Source organism: Nocardia elegans NBRC 108235, assembly GCF_001612845.1.
GTDB lineage: Bacteria > Actinomycetota > Actinomycetes > Mycobacteriales > Mycobacteriaceae > Nocardia > Nocardia nova.
Genome location: NZ_BDBF01000030.1, coordinates 56,024 through 72,892, shown reverse-complemented (window position 1 = coordinate 72,892; position 16,869 = coordinate 56,024). Strand labels below are relative to the sequence as shown.

General features: G+C 69.1%; 16 protein-coding genes. 5 read left to right on the top strand and 11 right to left on the bottom strand.

Annotated elements, in window-relative coordinates; translation table 11 throughout:
• Positions 1–275 precede the first annotated feature (275 nt).
• Together NE2_RS21485 and NE2_RS21480 are read left to right on the top strand one after the other, a co-directional pair.
• Complete coding sequence (locus NE2_RS21485) at positions 276–1,232, top strand: LLM class flavin-dependent oxidoreductase (RefSeq protein WP_218018642.1); 957 nt, start codon at positions 276–278, stop codon at positions 1,230–1,232.
• Positions 1,233–1,328: 96 nt separating this feature from the next.
• Positions 1,329–1,814 carry a carboxymuconolactone decarboxylase family protein gene (locus tag NE2_RS21480; RefSeq protein ID WP_063028896.1) on the top strand — a complete coding sequence of 162 codons (486 nt, stop codon included), beginning with the start codon at positions 1,329–1,331 and terminating at the stop codon, positions 1,812–1,814.
• A gap of 71 nt (positions 1,815–1,885) precedes the next feature.
• Here the strand turns inward: NE2_RS21480 and NE2_RS21475 are convergent, their stop codons facing one another.
• The 6 genes from NE2_RS21475 to NE2_RS21450 form a co-directional block, all read right to left on the bottom strand.
• Positions 1,886–2,926: a hypothetical protein gene (locus NE2_RS21475; RefSeq protein WP_063028808.1), complete on the bottom strand. Its 1,041-nt coding sequence runs from the start codon at positions 2,924–2,926 to the stop codon at positions 1,886–1,888.
• Positions 2,927–2,967: 41 nt separating this feature from the next.
• Positions 2,968–3,453 carry a hypothetical protein gene (locus tag NE2_RS21470; RefSeq protein ID WP_030518958.1) on the bottom strand — a complete coding sequence of 162 codons (486 nt, stop codon included), beginning with the start codon at positions 3,451–3,453 and terminating at the stop codon, positions 2,968–2,970.
• 39 nt (positions 3,454–3,492) lie between these two features.
• A complete protein-coding gene (locus NE2_RS21465; RefSeq protein WP_063028806.1) occupies positions 3,493–4,275 on the bottom strand; it encodes an alpha/beta hydrolase in 783 nt (260 codons plus the stop codon).
• Positions 4,276–4,294: 19 nt separating this feature from the next.
• Positions 4,295–6,796, bottom strand: coding sequence for a phenylalanine--tRNA ligase subunit beta (gene pheT / locus NE2_RS21460; RefSeq protein WP_063028804.1), 2,502 nt, complete (start codon positions 6,794–6,796; stop codon positions 4,295–4,297).
• Positions 6,797–6,851: 55 nt separating this feature from the next.
• The gene (gene pheS, locus NE2_RS21455; RefSeq protein WP_030518955.1) at positions 6,852–7,925 is read right to left on the bottom strand and encodes a phenylalanine--tRNA ligase subunit alpha; all 1,074 of its coding nucleotides are present in this window, start codon (positions 7,923–7,925) and stop codon (positions 6,852–6,854) included.
• A gap of 375 nt (positions 7,926–8,300) precedes the next feature.
• Positions 8,301–9,779, bottom strand: coding sequence for an MFS transporter (locus NE2_RS21450; protein ID WP_084494219.1), 1,479 nt, complete (start codon positions 9,777–9,779; stop codon positions 8,301–8,303).
• A 144-nt stretch (positions 9,780–9,923) separates the two neighbouring features.
• Here NE2_RS21450 and NE2_RS21445 point away from each other — a divergent pair, with 144 nt between their 5' ends.
• Both NE2_RS21445 and NE2_RS21440 read left to right on the top strand, forming a co-directional pair.
• Positions 9,924–10,496 (top strand): TetR/AcrR family transcriptional regulator, encoded by a 573-nt coding sequence (locus NE2_RS21445; protein WP_063028802.1) that lies wholly within the window; start codon positions 9,924–9,926, stop codon positions 10,494–10,496.
• A 185-nt stretch (positions 10,497–10,681) separates the two neighbouring features.
• Positions 10,682–13,096 (top strand): MFS transporter, encoded by a 2,415-nt coding sequence (locus NE2_RS21440; RefSeq protein ID WP_218018641.1) that lies wholly within the window; start codon positions 10,682–10,684, stop codon positions 13,094–13,096.
• 64 nt (positions 13,097–13,160) lie between these two features.
• Here the strand turns inward: NE2_RS21440 and NE2_RS21435 are convergent, their stop codons facing one another.
• The 4 genes from NE2_RS21435 to infC all read right to left on the bottom strand — a co-directional run bounded on the left by NE2_RS21435 (position 13,161) and on the right by infC (position 15,479).
• Positions 13,161–14,012, bottom strand: coding sequence for a TrmH family RNA methyltransferase (locus NE2_RS21435; RefSeq protein ID WP_063028888.1), 852 nt, complete (start codon positions 14,010–14,012; stop codon positions 13,161–13,163).
• A gap of 71 nt (positions 14,013–14,083) precedes the next feature.
• The gene (gene rplT / locus NE2_RS21430; RefSeq protein WP_025348785.1) at positions 14,084–14,464 is read right to left on the bottom strand and encodes a 50S ribosomal protein L20; all 381 of its coding nucleotides are present in this window, start codon (positions 14,462–14,464) and stop codon (positions 14,084–14,086) included.
• A 73-nt stretch (positions 14,465–14,537) separates the two neighbouring features.
• The gene (gene rpmI / locus NE2_RS21425; protein WP_030518931.1) at positions 14,538–14,732 is read right to left on the bottom strand and encodes a 50S ribosomal protein L35; all 195 of its coding nucleotides are present in this window, start codon (positions 14,730–14,732) and stop codon (positions 14,538–14,540) included.
• A 66-nt stretch (positions 14,733–14,798) separates the two neighbouring features.
• Positions 14,799–15,479, bottom strand: a complete 681-nt coding sequence (infC, locus tag NE2_RS21420) for a translation initiation factor IF-3 (RefSeq protein ID WP_030518932.1) — start codon at positions 15,477–15,479, stop codon at positions 14,799–14,801.
• Positions 15,480–15,856: 377 nt separating this feature from the next.
• On the opposite strand from infC, the gene NE2_RS21415 reads away from it, so the two are divergent.
• Positions 15,857–16,231, top strand: a complete 375-nt coding sequence (locus tag NE2_RS21415; protein ID WP_030518933.1) for a DUF1844 domain-containing protein — start codon at positions 15,857–15,859, stop codon at positions 16,229–16,231.
• 22 nt (positions 16,232–16,253) lie between these two features.
• Here NE2_RS21415 and NE2_RS21410 read toward each other — a convergent pair whose 3' ends face one another.
• Positions 16,254–16,868, bottom strand: coding sequence for a TetR/AcrR family transcriptional regulator (locus tag NE2_RS21410; protein ID WP_063028800.1), 615 nt, complete (start codon positions 16,866–16,868; stop codon positions 16,254–16,256).
• Position 16,869: the final 1 nt, after the last annotated feature.

The following is a 16,869-nucleotide window of genomic DNA, read 5'->3' as shown; positions in this document are numbered from 1 at the left end:
ACCTTCCGGTGGACAACATTGAATCTTCAAACAACGTAGCGTCGGACATCGGTACGTTCACTGGTGGGAATATTCATATACCGCGCGGTCGGTTCTCAGAAAATGGCCACGGTGCCCCCAATGTCGAAAATTCAAACGTGCATAATCGAATTCGACGAGGGGGCAATTCGATGTCGCCGAATCGTTGCCGGTCGGCTCCGGCGACCGCGATAGCGGCACCCGGCCATACCCCGCAGGGAATTGCCGGCACTCGCACCGCGGCCCACGCTGGTCTCGTGAACGACATTCGATACGGCCTGCTCCTCCCCGGCGGCGTCGCGCAGTTGGAACGCGGCGGCGCGGCCCGCAGCCTGGCCGAGCTGGCGGTGACAGCCGAAGGAATGGGATTCGATTCGGTGTGGCTGGGCGATTCGCTGAGCCGGGCTCGGATCGAACCCCTGACGGTCCTGGCGGCCGCGGCGACGGTGACCGAACGGATCACCCTCGGGACGGCCGCGCTGATGCCGGCCTACCGGCACCCGGTACAGGCCGCCGCCACCCTCGCATCGCTGGACCAGCTCGCCTCGGGCCGGCTGATCCTCGGCGTCGGCGCGGGATTCCCGGAACTCAGCCGCGCCGAATTCGACCTCGTCGGCGTGGATTACCGAACCCGCTTCTCCCAACTCGACGACACCGTCGACCTGTGGCGGCGGCTGTGGTCCGGCAACACCGACCCCTTCCACGGCAAGGTTCTCCACTACGACTGGTTGCCGGACGTCCCGCAGCCGCATCGGCCGGGCGGACCGCCCATCTGGGCCACCGGCATCACGCCCGCCGCGCTCGCCCGGACCGGACGGCGCTACGACGGCTGGCTCCCCTACCCACCGGATGTGGCCGCCTACGCCGACGGCCTGGCCACCGTCCGGTCTGCCGCGTCCGCCGCCGGCCGCGCCGAAACATCCATCACTCCGGCACTTTTCGCGACCGTCTACCTCAGCGACGACGCGCAGGACGGCCGGGCGGCACTGGACCGCTACGCGCAGGCGACCTACCGGATGCCGGTGGAGACGGTCGAAACGATCCAGGTCCTGCTGACCGGCACCGCCGAACACGTTGCGGCGCAACTGCATCGGTACATCGACGCGGGCGCCGAACACATCCTCCTGCGCATCGCCGCCCTCGACCCGACCGAGTTCACCGGGCAATTGGCCCAGATCGAGTCCCTGCTACAACCCATGACGACTTCGCACTGATGTGCCGCACATCACTTTTCCGCACTGTCACATCGATCGCGTGAGCGGCATCTTGTGTTCGTTCCCGACAACGATCACGACAGCAAGGACGACGTCATGGAATCCCGCTTCACCCTCACCGACAGTGCGCTCGGCGCCAAGTTCGCCAAGCGATTCGGCAACACCAGCATGGTCATCCTCCAGTCGACGCTGCCCAAGGCCACCCAGGACCTGATGATGCTGCGCGTCAGCCAGATCAACGGCTGCGGCTGGTGCACCGACGTGCACAGCAAGGACCTCGCCGCCGCCGGAGAGCCCGCGGTGCGCATCAACCTGGTCGCCGCGTGGCGCGAGGCGTCGGTGTTCAGCGAGGCCGAGCGGGCCGCGCTGGCGCTGGCCGAGGAGGGCACCCGGCTCGCCGACGCCCATCAGGGAGTTTCGGACGAGACCTGGGCGCAGGTGCGCAAGCATTACGACGACGACCAGATCGCCGCACTGGTCGGCCTGGTCGCTCAGATCAACGCGGCCAACCGGCTCGGCGTGATCGTGCGCCAGCAGGGCGGCTCGTACGAGCCCGGCATGTTCGCCGATATCGACGGCTGATCAGCGAGCTCGGCCCGGCCCGGGGGTAGTCGCCCCGGGCCGGGCCGTCGCCGCGGTTCGTGTGTGCCCGTCTACTGCGTGGCCTCGGCCAGGATCGCCAGCACCGGCTCCGAGGTGTAGAAGGGTTCGAGGCGTTCGCGAATCAGCTTGGCCAGCACGCCGTTTCGCTTCGCCGCCTCGACCACCGCGGGGCCGTAGCGCAGGATCTCGGTGCGGATGTCGTCGGCGGCCAGGCCCAGTTCGGGCAGCAGCGCGCCGAGGGTGTGGTCGCCGTATTTGGTGAAGAACACGTCGACGCACTCGTCGAGGAGCACACCCACGTACTCCTTGTCGCGGGTGGTGACGACGATCCGGTGTACCAGCAGGGCGAGTTCGCGCAGGTCGGCCTGGGTCAGGTAATCGCGCAGGCCGCTCACCGGCTCACCGGCGTGCAGATCCCAGAACTCCATCGCCGCGCCGTGCACCGGTGCGTCGCGCAGCATCTCCCGGATCGCGTTGTTGGTGCGCTTGAGGGCGAACATCGCGCCCTTACCGGCCATATCGCCGATGAAGGTGCCGCTGCTGGCCTTCTCGGCGGCCTTGCGGGCGGACTTGGCCGCGTTGGTGCCGAACGACACCAGCGATCCGACGCCCGGAACCTTGCTGGCCATCTGCCGGTTCGACTCCATGAAATCGTCGATCAGCTTGTCGACGAATTTGGACGCCGCCGTCGCGACCAGGGGGCTTTCGGTCAGCCGCTCCAGCAGGCGCTCCTGGGCCTGGTGCATGCCGAAGATCTTCTCCAGCAACGCTTCCACGGGTTCGCGGTCCACGACGTCGCCGAGGGTGTAGTCGTTGTTCTCGGCGATGTTGTCGTAGATGGCGTCGGCGAACACGGCCACCGAATCCTGCAGCACCGGGCTGCCGCCCATGCGATTCACCACGGTGCGCACCGTCTGCCGCGCCTCGTCGACGGAGACCACATCGCGGAAGACGATGGTGTCGGCGACCGCCAGCACATCGTCCACATCGCGAGCGACGACCTCGGCGAACCGATCTCCCGTCACCTCCGCGAGCAGGTAGTCCACTTGCGCGTCGAGCAGTTTCGCGGCGATGTCCTGTGCTGCGGTCATCGGTTCCCCTTCAGCTGTCCGGACCGCCGGACCAGCCGGAATCACACGTCGTCGCGCAGCGACTTCCGGATCTCGTCCAGGCGTTCCCGCGCGGCTTTCTCCCGCGCCTGCCATTGTTCGTCGGCGCTGCGGCCCGCCGGTGTCTGCCGGTCGAGTTCGCCCAACCCCTGGGCGGTGCCGTAGCGCTGCTCGACCTTATCGCGAACTGACTCGAAAGTAGGGACTCCGGATTCGGAGTATCCGCCGGGCACCCCGAAGCCCTCCGGCGGCAGCGGCACGCCCGAGCCCACCGCGACCTGCCCGAATCCGCCCGAGATCGGCGGCGGCACGGCGGCGGCCGCACCGGGGGTGTCCGAACTCACATCGACCTCCGGTTCGGCATGAGTGGGTCGGGCCGCCAGTTCGGCCGCGGTCAGATGCAACTTCTCCAGACCCGGCCGGCCCGTGGTCGCGGTGACCACGACCTCGAGCAGATCCTCATCCTGCATCGCGGCGAGCAGGGCCGCCATATCACCGGTTTCGGACATGCACCCAGGCTACGCATCGCGGCCGCGGTCCGGCCGGTTTCACTCGCCGGTCACCGACTCCACGCCCGCGAGAACGTCGCGAACCCACGCCGATACGGTTCCCGACCACCCGGGAATCGAGACCAGGGTGTTGTGACCGGCGTTGGGGTAGATCAGCAGCCGCTTGGGGTCGGCGGCCGCCGCGTGCAGCGTCCGGCCCATCTCGACCGGGAGCAGTTCGTCGGCGTCGCCGTGCATGACGAACGTCGGCACACGCAGGGTGCGGAGTCGCTGCAGCGTCGGAAACGCGTTCGGCACCAAGGCTTTCGGAATGAAGGGGTAGACCGCGCGGGCCGCGTCGCGCAGGCCGGTGAAGGTGGACATCAGGATCATCGCGGCGGGCGGATATTCGGTCGCCAGTTCGGTGACGACCGCGCCGCCGAGCGATTTACCGAGGTAGACAACCCGTTTCGGTTCCACGCCGGACTGTTCCAGTAGCGCCCGGCGGGCGGCGCGGGCGTCCAGATACAGCCCGCGTTCACTCGGCCGGCCCGGGCTGCGACCGTAACCGCGATAGTCGAAGGTCAGCACGTTCAAGCCGGCCGCGGCCAGCAATGCCAGGATCGGCGAGCGATCACCGATATTGCCGCCGTTGCCGTGGGCGTACAGCACGTGGGCGATCGGCTTCTCGGCGGCAACGAACCAGGCATTGATCCGGGCTCCGTCGGCCGCGGTGAGCCAGAGGTCCTCGTGGTCGAAGCCGAACTGCTCGGGCGTCATCGTGATCCGACGTTCGGGATGGAACGTCAGCGCGTTGAGCACGCCCTCGGCCGGATGTCGCATATCCCCTTCTTACCCCCTCTCACCCGCGCAGGACGGCTCCGACCGCGTCGGCCGCCGCCGCGACCGCGGAATCACGGGCCGCGCTCGCCTCGTCCTCGGTGAGGGTGCGGTCGCTCGCGCGGAAGCGCAGGGCGTAGGTGAGGGATTTGCGGCCCTCGCCCGCCTGGGCGCCCTCATAGACGTCGAACAGCGCGATGTCCTCGAGCAACTCGCCCGCACCGGTGCGCAGCGCCGATTCGACCTGGGCCGCGCCCACGGTCTTCTCGACACTCACCGACACGTCCTGCAGGACCGCCGGGAAGGCGGAAACCACGGGGGCGGGACGGGATTCGCGCAGCGGCAGCGCATCCAGATCCAGTTCCAGCGCACAGGTGCGCGGCGGCAGACCGCTGCGCTCCAGCACGGCCGGATGCAGTTCACCGGCATGGCCCACGACCGTGCCGTCGACCAGCAGTTCCGCGCAGCGACCCGGATGGAACGGCAGGTAGGCGGCGGCGCGGCGCTCGATGGTGACGCCGGCGGCATCGGCCACGGCGTCGGCGAGCGCGAATGCGTCGGCGGCCTCGGCGACCCGGCCGGGCCCCCACGGGCCACGCGGCTCGCGCCGGCCGGTCAGGACCGCGGCAACGTGCACCGGCTGGGTGGGCAGCGACTCGATCAGCTCGCGAATCTGCTCGTCGGTGGGCCGGCGGTCGACCGGCAGTTCGGCCACCCCACGGGTGTTCGGACCGGGCAGGACGACCTGGGCGATGCCGTAGATCGACAGATCGCGCTCACCCCGCGAGATATTGCGGGCGGCGACCTCGAGCAGCGCGGGCAACAGGGTCGTCGCGAGTTCCGCCTTCTCCACGTCGAGCGGATTCAGCACGCGCATCGTGTCGCGGCGCGGATCGTCGGCGTCCAGACCCCAGGTGTCGAAGACCCCGGCGGTCATGAAGATCGGCGCGGGCACCTCCACACATCCGGAAAAGGCGAGCGCACGGCTCACGGCGCGGCGACGGCGCTGCACGGCGGTGAGGCCGCGCCCGGCCGGAGCGGTCGGCAGCACCGACGGAATCTGCTCCAGGCCCTCGAGCCGCAGCACCTCCTCCACCAGATCGGCGGGCTGGACGAGGTCGGGCCGCCAGCTCGGCGGGGTCACCACCAGCTGACCGTGGCCGGTCTCGCTGACGCTCACCTCGACCGCGCAGCCGATCTGCGCGAGCCGGCGCGCCGAGGTGCCGGTGGGATAGACCACGCCCGCGGTGCGGTCGGCCAGATCGATATCCATCCGGATCGGTTCGACGGCAGGCACCGGGAGCCGCACGTCGGTCAGCGCGGGTTCGACTGTGCCACCGGCGATTTCGGCCAGCAGCGTGGCGGCGCGGTCGAGCGCTGCGACGTTGATCTCGGGATCGACGACGCGCTCGTAGCGTTTGCCCGCCTCCGAGACCAGCTTGTGCCGGCGCGCGGTGCGGTAGACCGCCAGCGGATTCCAGGTCGCCGCCTCCAGCAGGATGTCGGTGGTGGCGTCGCCGACCTCGGTGCTCGCGCCACCCATGATGCCGGCCAGCGAGATCACGCCCGAATCGTCGGTGATGACGACATCTTCGGCGTCGAGCACGCGCTCGACCTCGTCGAGGGTGCGCAGCGTCTCGCCGGTGTGCGCGCGCCGGATGACCAGCGGCCCGGTCACTTTCGCGGCGTCGAAGGCGTGCAACGGCTGGCCCAGTTCGAGCATGACGTAGTTGGTGACATCCACCGCCGGCGAGATCGGCCGCACACCCGCCAGCAACAGCCGGCGCTGCAACCACCACGGGCTCACCGCGTTCGGGTCGACGCCGGTGACCTTGCGCACCGCGAAGCGGGTGCAGCCGGATTCCGGTTCGACGGTCACCGAATACGCGTCGGCCTCGTCGTCGGGCAGCGTGCGCACCGCGGGATCGGCGTAGTCGAGATCGAAACCGCAGGCGAGTTCGCGCGCCAGGCCACGTACCGAGAAGCAGTAGCCACGGTCCGGGGTGATGTTGAGTTCGATCACCGTATCGTCGAGGCCGAGCAGTTCGTTGGCGTCGGCGCCCGGTTCGGCGGTGCCCGGCTCCAGCACCAGAATGCCCGAATGATCCTTGCCGATACCGAGTTCGGCGACCGAGCAGATCATGCCGTTGGAGACGTGGCCGTAGGTCTTGCGCGAGCTGATGGCGAATCCGCCCGGCAGCACGCCGCCCGGCAGCACCACCACGACGAGGTCACCGACCGCGAAATTGCGCGCGCCGCAGACGATCTCCTGCAGTTCCGGCTTGCCGATATCGACCTTGCAGAAGCGGATCGGCTTCTTGAACTCGGTCAGCTCGGTGATCTCGGCGACCCGGCCGACCACCAGCGGGTGCTCGATGTCTCCGGTGACCGGCGCGAGGGTGTCGAGTTCCTCGACCTCGAGGCCCACGCGGACGAAACCGGCGTCGAGTTCCTCGGGGGTCAGCGACCAGCCGGGGGTGGTCCGCTGCAGGGTTTCCGTCAGCCAGGACTGCGCTACTCGCACGTGACGTTTCGCTTCCTCGTATGAAGGTTCTCGGGTGGTGGATTGGGGGCCGGGCTCAGGCGCGGATGCCGAACGGCAGCGTGAAGCGCACATCGCCCTCGACGATGTCGCGCATATCCGGAATGCCGTTGCGGAACTGCAGGGTGCGTTCGAGTCCCATACCGAAGGCGAATCCGCTGTAGACCTCGGGATCGATACCGCTGGCGATCAGCACCTTCGGGTTGACCATGCCGCAGCCGCCCCATTCGACCCAGCCGGCGCCGCCCTTCTTGTCCGGGAACCACACATCGACCTCGGCGGAGGGCTCGGTGAACGGGAAGTAGTTGGGCCGCATGCGAGTTCGCGTCTCGGGACCGAACAGCGCCCGCGCGAACGCGTCCAGGGTGCCGCGCAGATGCGCCATGGTCAGTCCCTTGTCCACGGCCAGACCCTCGACCTGGGAGAAGACCGGGGTGTGGGTGGCGTCGAGTTCGTCGGTGCGGAAGGTGCGGCCGGGGCAGACCACGTAGATCGGCAGCTCGCGCGACAGCATCGAGCGCACCTGGACCGGGGAGGTGTGGGTGCGCAGGACCTGGCGGGACCCTTCCGGCGCTACGTGGAAGGTGTCCTGCATGGTGCGGGCCGGGTGGTCGGGCAGGAAATTCAGCGCGTCGAAGTTGAAGTGCTCGGTCTCGACCTCGGGTCCTTCGGCGACCTCCCAGCCCATGCCGACGAAGACGTCCTCGATCTGCTCCGAGATCACCGTGATGGGATGACGCGCGCCGATCGCACCGCGCCGGGCCGGCAGCGTCACGTCGATCGCCTCGGCGACCAGGACGGCGGCGTCGCGTTCGGCGAGCAGCTGGGCGCGGCGGGCCTCGAAAGCGTCCGAGACCCGGCCGCGGGCCACGTTCACGCGCTTACCGGCGTCGGCCTTGTCCTGCTTGGGCAGCCCGCCCATCGCCCGCTGAGCCAGGGCGATCGGCGATTTGCCGCCCATATGCTCGGTCTTGGCGGTGGCGAGCGCATCCAGGTCGGCCGCGGCCGCGAACGCCTTCTCCGCGGCGGCGGCAGCAGCGGAGAGAGCCTCTTCGCTGAGCGCCTCCGCCGGCGTCGCTGACTGCTCGGCTGCATCCTTCTCGTCGGCCACGATGGTTCGTCTCTCCCCTGGGCTGGTCGGGTCCGTGCGGTTGCCTGCATACGCACATCGGGCATCGGCACATGCGATACACGACTATGCGATGCCAACTATTGTCGCTGGTCGAATCGTAGGCGATGTCGGCAGGCCGCCTCACACGGATATTTCCGGCGTTCGGACGTTCCGCGGCATCGGCCCGAACACCGGCAATCGGTACATCGGAGGCGCCGATAGGGAAAGGCGCGTCGCCCGAGATCCGGGCGACGCGCCTGGGCAGGCCGTCCTGCGAGCCGATATATGGGGTACGCATTCCGCGGCGTCCGGCCCGGCCTCGCCGATCGATGCGGACCGGACCTACTGCTCACCGACGGCGCGCCCGGCCCGATGTCATGCGTCGGCCGATACGGTCACAGCGTCGCGGTCCGAGTCCCGCGCGCTGGCCGGCGCCTCGATCGCGACGAGGTGCCGGGGCAACCGCAGCAGGACGATCACCGCCCCGGCCGCCACGATCACCGCGCCGGTCCACACGGCCGGGACCAGCCCGTCGACGAATCCCTGCGGACTCGCATACGACCCGTGCGAGGCGAAGATCGAGGCCAGAATCGCCACACCGATCGCGACGCCCACTTCGCGCACGGTGTTGTTCGTTCCCGAGGCCATGGCCCGATCCTCGGCGGCGGCACTCGCCATCACGACGGTCGCGCTGGGCGCGAAGGTCAAGCCCATGCCCACGCCGCCGAGCACCATGGCGCCGATGAACGAGCCGTAGCCGGCGTCGACCGTGCTCACCGTCGCCATCCAGGCCAGGGCCGCGGCGAGCATCGCCTGCCCGGCCACCAGCAGGGTGCGGGCACCGATCCGGCCGACGACGAGGCCCGCCAGGGGCGCCACGACCATCGGCGCGGCGGTCCAGGGAAGCGTGCGCAGACCGGATTCGAAGGGGCTGTAGCCGCGCACGACCTGGAAGTACTGCGAGATCAGGAAGATCGCGCCGAAAACGCCGACCGCGAAGGTGAAGCTGGTGATGTTGCTGACCCGGAAGGCACGCGACCGGAACAGTCGCAGCGGCAGCATCGGGGCCGGGGTTCGCATTTCCCAGGCGATGAAGGCGGCCAGCAGCGCGGCCCCGCCGAGCAGTCCGCTCAGCACCGGCGCGGAGGTCCAGCCGTCGTCGGCGCCGTGCACGACCGCCCACACGATCGCCAGCACCCCGCCCGCCGACAAGACCAGCCCGAGCGGATCGAAACGTCGTGCGCCGCCGAAGGATTCACCGAGCACCCGGGCCGCGAAGGGCAGCACCGCGATGCCGATCGGCACGTTCAGCCAGAAGATCCACTGCCAGCTCAGGCCGCCGACGACAGCGCCGCCGACCACCGGCCCCACCGCGATGCCCAGTCCGGAGATGCCGCCCCAGATGCCGATCGCGGCACTGCGCATCTTCTCCGGCACCGCGTCGGACAGCAGCGTCAGCGACAGCGGCATGACCGCCGCGCCGCCGAATCCCTGGATCGCGCGGGCGGCGACCAGCATCCACGGCTCGGTGGCCAGGGCGCAGGCCGCCGACGCGGCGGTGAACAGCGCGATGCCGGCGAGGAATATCCGGCGCCGGCCGAAGCGGTCGCCGAGCGCGGAGGCCGTGAGCAGCAGCGACGCGAAGGACAAGGTGTAGGCGTTGACGAACCATTGCAGGTCGCTCAGCGAGGCGTTCAGTTCGGTGCGGATCACCGGCAGCGCGTTGGTGACGACCAGGTTGTCCAGGGCGACCATGAACATCGGGATGCCGACGGCGGCCAGGACCGCGCCCAGCGGTCGGCGGAGGGAGCCGGCCGTGCCGGCACGGGGGGTGGTTTCGAGGGTGGAGGTCATCGCAGATCCTTTGTTGTTATCGACTGATAACTTGATGTCGAAAGAGTATGCATCCACTGATAACATGTCAACAGGTAGCGATGCCGGGCTCGATTCCCGCCCGCACCGCGCTACCGTGACCGTCGGACGATCACGAGGAGGACCATGGCGGACTCGACCCGCACGCGGCTGACCGCAGCCGAGCGCAGCGAGCAGGTACTGGCCGCTGCGGTCACCGCATTCGCCGAAACCGGTTACGCCGCAACGAAAACCGATGAGATCGCCCGGCTCGCCGGCGTGTCGCAGCCCTATGTGATCCGGCTGTTCGGCACCAAGGAACGCTTGTTCGTCGCCGCGGTCAATCGGTCCTGCGCGCGGATCGAAGAGGTTTTCCGCGCCGCGCGCGCCGACGCGCCGGCGAACGCGACCCCACAGGAAGCACTGAAGGCGCTCGGCAAGGGCTACGAGGCCTTCCTCGCCGAACGGGAACTGCCGCTCCTGCTGCTGCACGGCTTCTCCGCCAGCGCCGATCCCGCGATCGGCGACCACGTCCGCGAGCGGTTCGGGCGCATCTACGACCTGGTCCGCGAACTCACCGGCGCCGACGCCGACGATGCCCGCCAGTTCATGGCCACCGGCATGCTCATCACCGTGATGACCGCCATGCAGGTGATCGGACCCGATGCGGTGCCGACCCGCTGGGCCGAGGAAATCAACGCCTGCTTCGAGGACGACTGACCAGCCGTTTCGCCCGCCGCGCCCGGATGTGATCGAACACACCGGGCGTTCGGCCTTTGCGCAGCGTTCTCACGGGATTATAGTTACTTTCGTTAATCAACTTGTTTGATATCCCCCGAACACTTGTGATGCGGCGACATCGGCTACCGGCCGACCGCCGCATCGACGCTTCCGGAAAGAGAACGATGGCAATCACCTCTGCGAACGACGCCGCGCGCAGATCCCCGGAATCGGGTGAGACGGCGGCGATGACGCACCGGCAGATCATGGAGGCCCTGTCCGGTCTGCTGCTGGGCATGTTCGTCGCGATCATCTCCTCGACGATCGTGACCAATGCGCTGCCGAAGATCATCGGCACGCTGGGCGGCGGACAGTCCGCCTACACCTGGGTCGTCACCGCCTCCCTGCTCGCGATGACGGCCACCACCCCGCTGTGGGGCAAACTCGCCGACCTGTTCAGCAAGAAGGCACTCGTCCAGATCGCTCTGCTGATCTATGTGGCCGGCTCGGTGGTCGCGGGTCTGTCGCAGAACCCGGGCATGCTGATCGCCTGCCGCGCGGTGCAGGGCATCGGCGCCGGCGGTCTGTCCGCGCTGGCCCAGATCGTGATGGCCGCGATGATCTCCCCGCGCGAACGCGGCCGCTACAGCGGCTATCTGGGCGCGGTGTTCGCGGTGGCGACCGTCGGCGGCCCGCTGCTCGGCGGTGTCATCACCGACACCAGCTGGCTGGGCTGGCGCTGGTGCTTCTACGTCGGTGTGCCGTTCGCGGTGGTCGCGCTGATCGTGCTGCAGCGCACGCTGCGTCTGCCCGTCACGCGGCGCGAGGTGAAGGTCGACTGGCTGGGCGCCTTCCTGGTCACGGCGGCGGTGTGCCTGCTGCTGGTGTGGGTCACCTTCGCCGGCGACAAGTACGCGTGGGCCTCCTGGCAGACCCTGACGATGGTGCTCGGCGCCGTCGTGCTGGCTCTGCTGTTCGTCTTCGCCGAACTGCGGGCGGCCGAACCGATCGTGCCGATGCACCTGTTCGCCAACCGCACCATCAGCCTCGCCTCGGCCGCCTCGCTGTTCATCGGTGTCGCGATGTTCGCGGGAACCGTGTTCTTCAGCCAGTACTTCCAGCTGGCGCGCGGCGAATCCCCCACGATGTCCGGCATCATGACCATCCCGATGATCGGCGGCCTGTTCATCTCCTCCACGGTGTCGGGCCAGATCATCACCCGCACCGGCCGGTGGAAGGCATGGCTGGTCACCGGCGGCTTGCTGGTGGCCGCCGGCCTGGGCCTGCTCGGCACCATCCGCTACGACACCAACTACTGGCTGGTCGCGATCTACATGGCGATGATGGGCCTGGGCATCGGTATGACGATGCAGAACCTGGTGCTGTGCACCCAGAACCAGGTGGCGCCGCACGAACTGGGCGCGGCCAGCTCATTGGTGACGTTCTTCCGCAGCCTCGGCGGTGCGATCGGTGTCTCGGCGCTCGGCGCGGTGATGGCCGAGCGGGTGAAGGACTACATCAGCGATGGTCTGAGCCACCTGAACCCGGCCGCGGCGCAGGCCATGGGCGGCGGCAGCCGGATTCCGAACATCTCCGCGCTGCCCGGTCCGGTCCGCACGGTCGTCGAGGACGGCTACGGTCACGCCATCGCCGACGTGTTCCTCATCGCGGCGCCCATCGCGCTTGTCGCCTTCCTGCTGACGCTGTTCATCAAGGAGGTCGCGCTGCGGACCACCGGCGCGCTGGCACAGGCCGCCGAGTCGGGGCCGGAACCGGTGCTCTCGGCCAAGGTCATGGCCGAGGACGCCTCGGGCCTGGTCCCGGAGGAGTTCGTGAGCACCGGGATCATGGTCCACGGCCGCGTCCTGGCCGGTGACGGCACGCCGGTGACGCGCACCGCGCTCACCCTGATCTCCCCCACCGGCCGCCAGATCGGCCGTGCCATCGCCCGCGACGACGGGCACTACGCACTCGACGCCCCGGAACCCGGTTCCTATGTGCTGATCGCCTCGGCCGACGGATTCCAGCCGCAGGCCACGCCGATCACGGTGGGCACGCGGCCGCTGGAACATCATGTGCGGCTCAGCGGTATGAGCGGATTGGCCGGCACCGTGCGGGCGGCCGACGACGGCACGCCGGTGGCCGATGCGCTGGTGATCGTCACCGACAGCCGCGGCGATGTGCTGGCGGCGGGCGCGTCCGGGCCCGAGGGCGACTACGCGCTGACCGAACTGGTTCCCGGACCGGTGACCGTCGCGGTGAACGCCGCCACGTTCCAGCCGGTGGCGTTGCCGGCGGAGGTCGCCGGCCAGGGCATCACCCAGCTCGACGTGGTGCTGTCGCGCGGCGCGCAGCTGCGCGGTGTCGTGCACGGTGCGCACGGTCCGCTGCGCGATGCCCGGGTGACCCTCGTCGACGCGGCGGGTGCGGTGATCGACAGCACCACCACCGACGCCGACGGCAGTTATCTGTTCGCCAATCTCGCGGTCGGCGACTACACGGTGGTGGCATCCGGCTACCCGGAAACCACCTCCACGCTGACCCTGGCCGCGGGCACCGGCGGCAACCACGTGATCGAGCTGGCGCACCCGCGCGACTGATCGACGTGAACGTGGGCGCCGGATTCGGAAGTCCGGCGCCCACAGCCATATTCGGGGCACGAAGTCAGCGGTGGCGGACCCGGGCGTCGGCGTAGAGGCAGATCGCCGCGGCGGCGGCGAGATTGAGGCTTTCCGCGCGGCCGTGGATGGGGATGCGGACGCGGTGGTCGGCGCGAGCGGCGACGGCAGGGTCCAGGCCGTGCGCCTCGTTGCCGAAAAGCCATGCGGTGCCGCCGGATTCGCCAGCGGTGCGGAGCAGGTCGTCGGCGTCGTCGAGATCGACTTCACCGCGCGCGGTGGTCGCGAGCACGGTGATGCCGTTGTCGCGCAGCGCGTTCAACACGGCGTCGATATCGCGGTCGCGCGCGATCGGCACGTGGAACAGGCTGCCCGCGCACGCGCGCACACATTTGCCGTTGTGCGGATCGACCGAATCACCGGCCAGCACCACACCATCGGCGCCGACCGCGTCGGCCACGCGAATCAGGGTGCCGGCATTGCCGGGGTCGGCGATCTCGACCGGGACGGCGAGCAGGTGGGCGCCCGAGGCGAGTCCCGGCACGGCACCTGCCGGCGCTGGCGCATCCTCATGCCGCGGCGAAACGACTTGCGACAGTGGCACATCCACGAGCCGGCAGACCGCGACCAAGCCGGGCGGTGTGACCGTCTCACCCAGATGTTCGGCGGCCCGCTCGCTCACCAGCGTCGCGCGGACCCCCAGCGCGGCGGCCGTGGCCACCAGTTCGTGTTCGCGTTCGGCGGCGCGATTCGAGTAGAACAGCTCCTCGACCCGCTCGGTATCCAGCGCCGCGGCCACGGAATTGGCGCCCTCGGCCAGGAAGAGGCCGGTCTTGCGGCGGGATGCCGATCGGTGCAGCTTGACAGCGGAAACGACCCGCGGATTGCGTTCCGACAGTTCCGGATTCGTCCGGTCGTCGGAGCCGCGCTGCGCGGGTCGTTTCGACGTGTTGGTCAACTGGTCGCAGCTCAGGCGGCCGGGGCGTTGACATCCTCCGGCAGGGCGGCCTTGGCCACCGCCACCAGGCCGGCGAACGCCTCGGCGTCGGAGACGGCGAGCTCGGCGAGGATCTTGCGGTCGACCTCGACACCCGCGGCCTTCAGGCCCTGGATGAAGCGGTTGTAGGTGATGTCGTTGAGCCGAGCCGCGGCGTTGATGCGCGCGATCCACAGCTTGCGGAAGTCACCCTTGCGAGCCCGGCGGTCCCGGTAGGCGTAGGTGAGCGAGTGCAGCTGCTGTTCCTTGGCCTTGCGGTACAGCCGCGAGCGCTGCCCACGGTAGCCCTTGGAGGCCTCGAGCACGGAACGGCGCTTCTTCTGAGCGTTGACGGCCCTTTTGACGCGTGCCACTGGTCAGTCCTTGTTCGATCGAGGGGCGCGGCGGCGCCCACAGGTTGGGAGAGGGAACGGTGCGCGAGTGCGCTCAGATACCGAGCAGCTTCTTCACGCGACGGACGTCAGCGGGCGCGACGACCTCCGTGCCGTCCAGACGACGAGTCCGGCGGCTGGACTTGTGCTCGAGCAGGTGGCGACGGTTCGCCTGCTGGCGCAGCAGCTTGCCGCGACCGGACACCTTGAATCGCTTCGAGGTGCCGCTGTGGCTCTTCATCTTCGGCATGGATTCCTCAATCTTGTCTCGTTCCGGCGGCATCGCGTCGTGCGATACCGCCGGTGCTGTATCGGTTTACTGCGGGCTGGCCGCTTCGGCTTCCGGCGCGGGCGCCGAACCGGCCGCAGCGTCGCCCCCAGCGGGCGCGGAACTACCGGGCGCCGCACCACGCTGCGCGGTCTGCTGCGCGGCGGTCTGCGCCTTGACCCGGGTCTTCGCACCCTTGTGAGGTGCGAGGACCATCGTCATGTTCCGGCCGTCCTGCTTGGCGGAGGTCTCCACGAAGCCGAGGTCGGCGACGTCGGAGGCCAGCCGCTGCAGCAGCCGGAAACCGAGTTCGGGACGCGACTGCTCGCGACCACGGAACATGATGGTGACCTTGACCTTCGACCCGGCCTCGAGGAACCGCATCACGTGTCCCCGTTTGGTCGCGTAGTCGTGGTCATCGATCTTCGGACGGAGCTTCTGCTCCTTGATCACGGTCTGCTGCTGGTTCTTGCGGGACTCGCGCGCCTTCTGCGCGGTCTCGTACTTGAACTTGCCGTAGTCCATGATCTTGCAGACCGGTGGACGCGCGTCCGGTGCGACCTCGACGAGGTCGAGGTCAGCCTCTTGGGCGACGCGTAGTGCATCTTCAACACGCACGATCCCCACCTGCTCACCCCCCGGTCCGATGAGTCGGACCTCGGGCACGCGGATGCGATCGTTGATGCGGGTCTCAGTGCTGATGGGGCCTCCTAGGTCAAGCGGTGTCATCCAACGACCGCGAGCAACAACTGCAACCCCATACCCAACACGAAAGCCCCGCCGCGGTATTTCACCGCTACGGGGCCCGAATGTCGACCGGTCGCCGCGGGCGTCCATCGACAGGACTGCCACCTCGACCTCGCCACGGACGGATCCGAGCGAGAAACCCGCCGCATACGGCGGGTGACCGGACCATCGAACCTGGCACGCAGGCCGGCCGATGGTGGGAGTCGGGCTCCACTTACAGCCCCGAGCCGGTGCGCTGGATCGGTTCCAGCACGGGACCGGGGCGGTCGTCGCCGACCACTTTAACACCGGAGGCGCCTCTACTCCCAATCGGCCGCCCCCGCAACCCGGCGACGCGAACCCGATGACATGCTACGGATATGAGCGAGCATGCCGGCGACCCGTCGGCCCTGAGTGAGTCCGCGGATCCGGAAACGGTGCGGGAGCTGGCCGATATCCCCGCCGTCGAGGTGATCAGCCGGGCCGCGGTGATGCTGATGAGCTCGGCCGCCGAGAAGCTGGGCCTCGCCGACGAGGACCCCGATTCCAGCCCGCGTCGCGATCTGGACGAGGCCCGGCGCGTGATCACGGCCCTCGCCGGGCTGGTGACGGCGTCGGTCGAATATCTGGGCCCGCACGCCGGACCCATCCGCGAGGGTCTGCAGTCGCTGCAGCGCGCGTTCCGGGAGTCGTCGGCGCATCCGGATGCGCCGGGCGCGGGACCGGGCGAGAAGTACACCGGGCCGGTGTACTGAGCTCGGGCGTGGGCCGGGCCGATCACCGCACGGCGATCCCCGACAGCAGGGTGGCGACGACGGCGTCGACCGGGGGCGGCGCGAACGGACGCGGCGTTCCCGAGAGCAACGACGAGAGCACCGCGTCGTGGCAGATGCCGACCAGGACGGCGGCGGCCGCGTCGACATCCGCGTCGGCCGCCAGTCGGCCCAGATCGCGTTCGGCGCGCAGATAGACCACCAAATCCTCGCGCCAGATTCGTTGCCGGCCTTCGGTTTCGGCGAATCTGGCGAGGACCGCGGGCTGGGTGATCAGGCCCGCGAACACCGGCAATACCGCCTGATGCAGCGCCAGCCCCTGACGCAGGCACACCGCCAGATTCTCCGCGAGATCGCCGCTACCGGCGGCGGGCAGCGGCGGGAAGCTCCGATCCACCGATTCCACGTGGGCCCGCAGCGCCGCGGCGAGCAACTCCTCCTTGTCGGCGAAATGGTTGTAGAGCACCCCGTCGGACACCCCGGCCGCCCGCGCGATGGCACGCACGGTGAGCCCGGCGCTGCCCTGTTCGGCGAACAGCTTCTCGGCCGTGGCGATCAGATGGGCGCGCAGATCGCGATCGTCGCGGTCGTGCAGCGCCGCCGCCCGTCGGGGTGACATG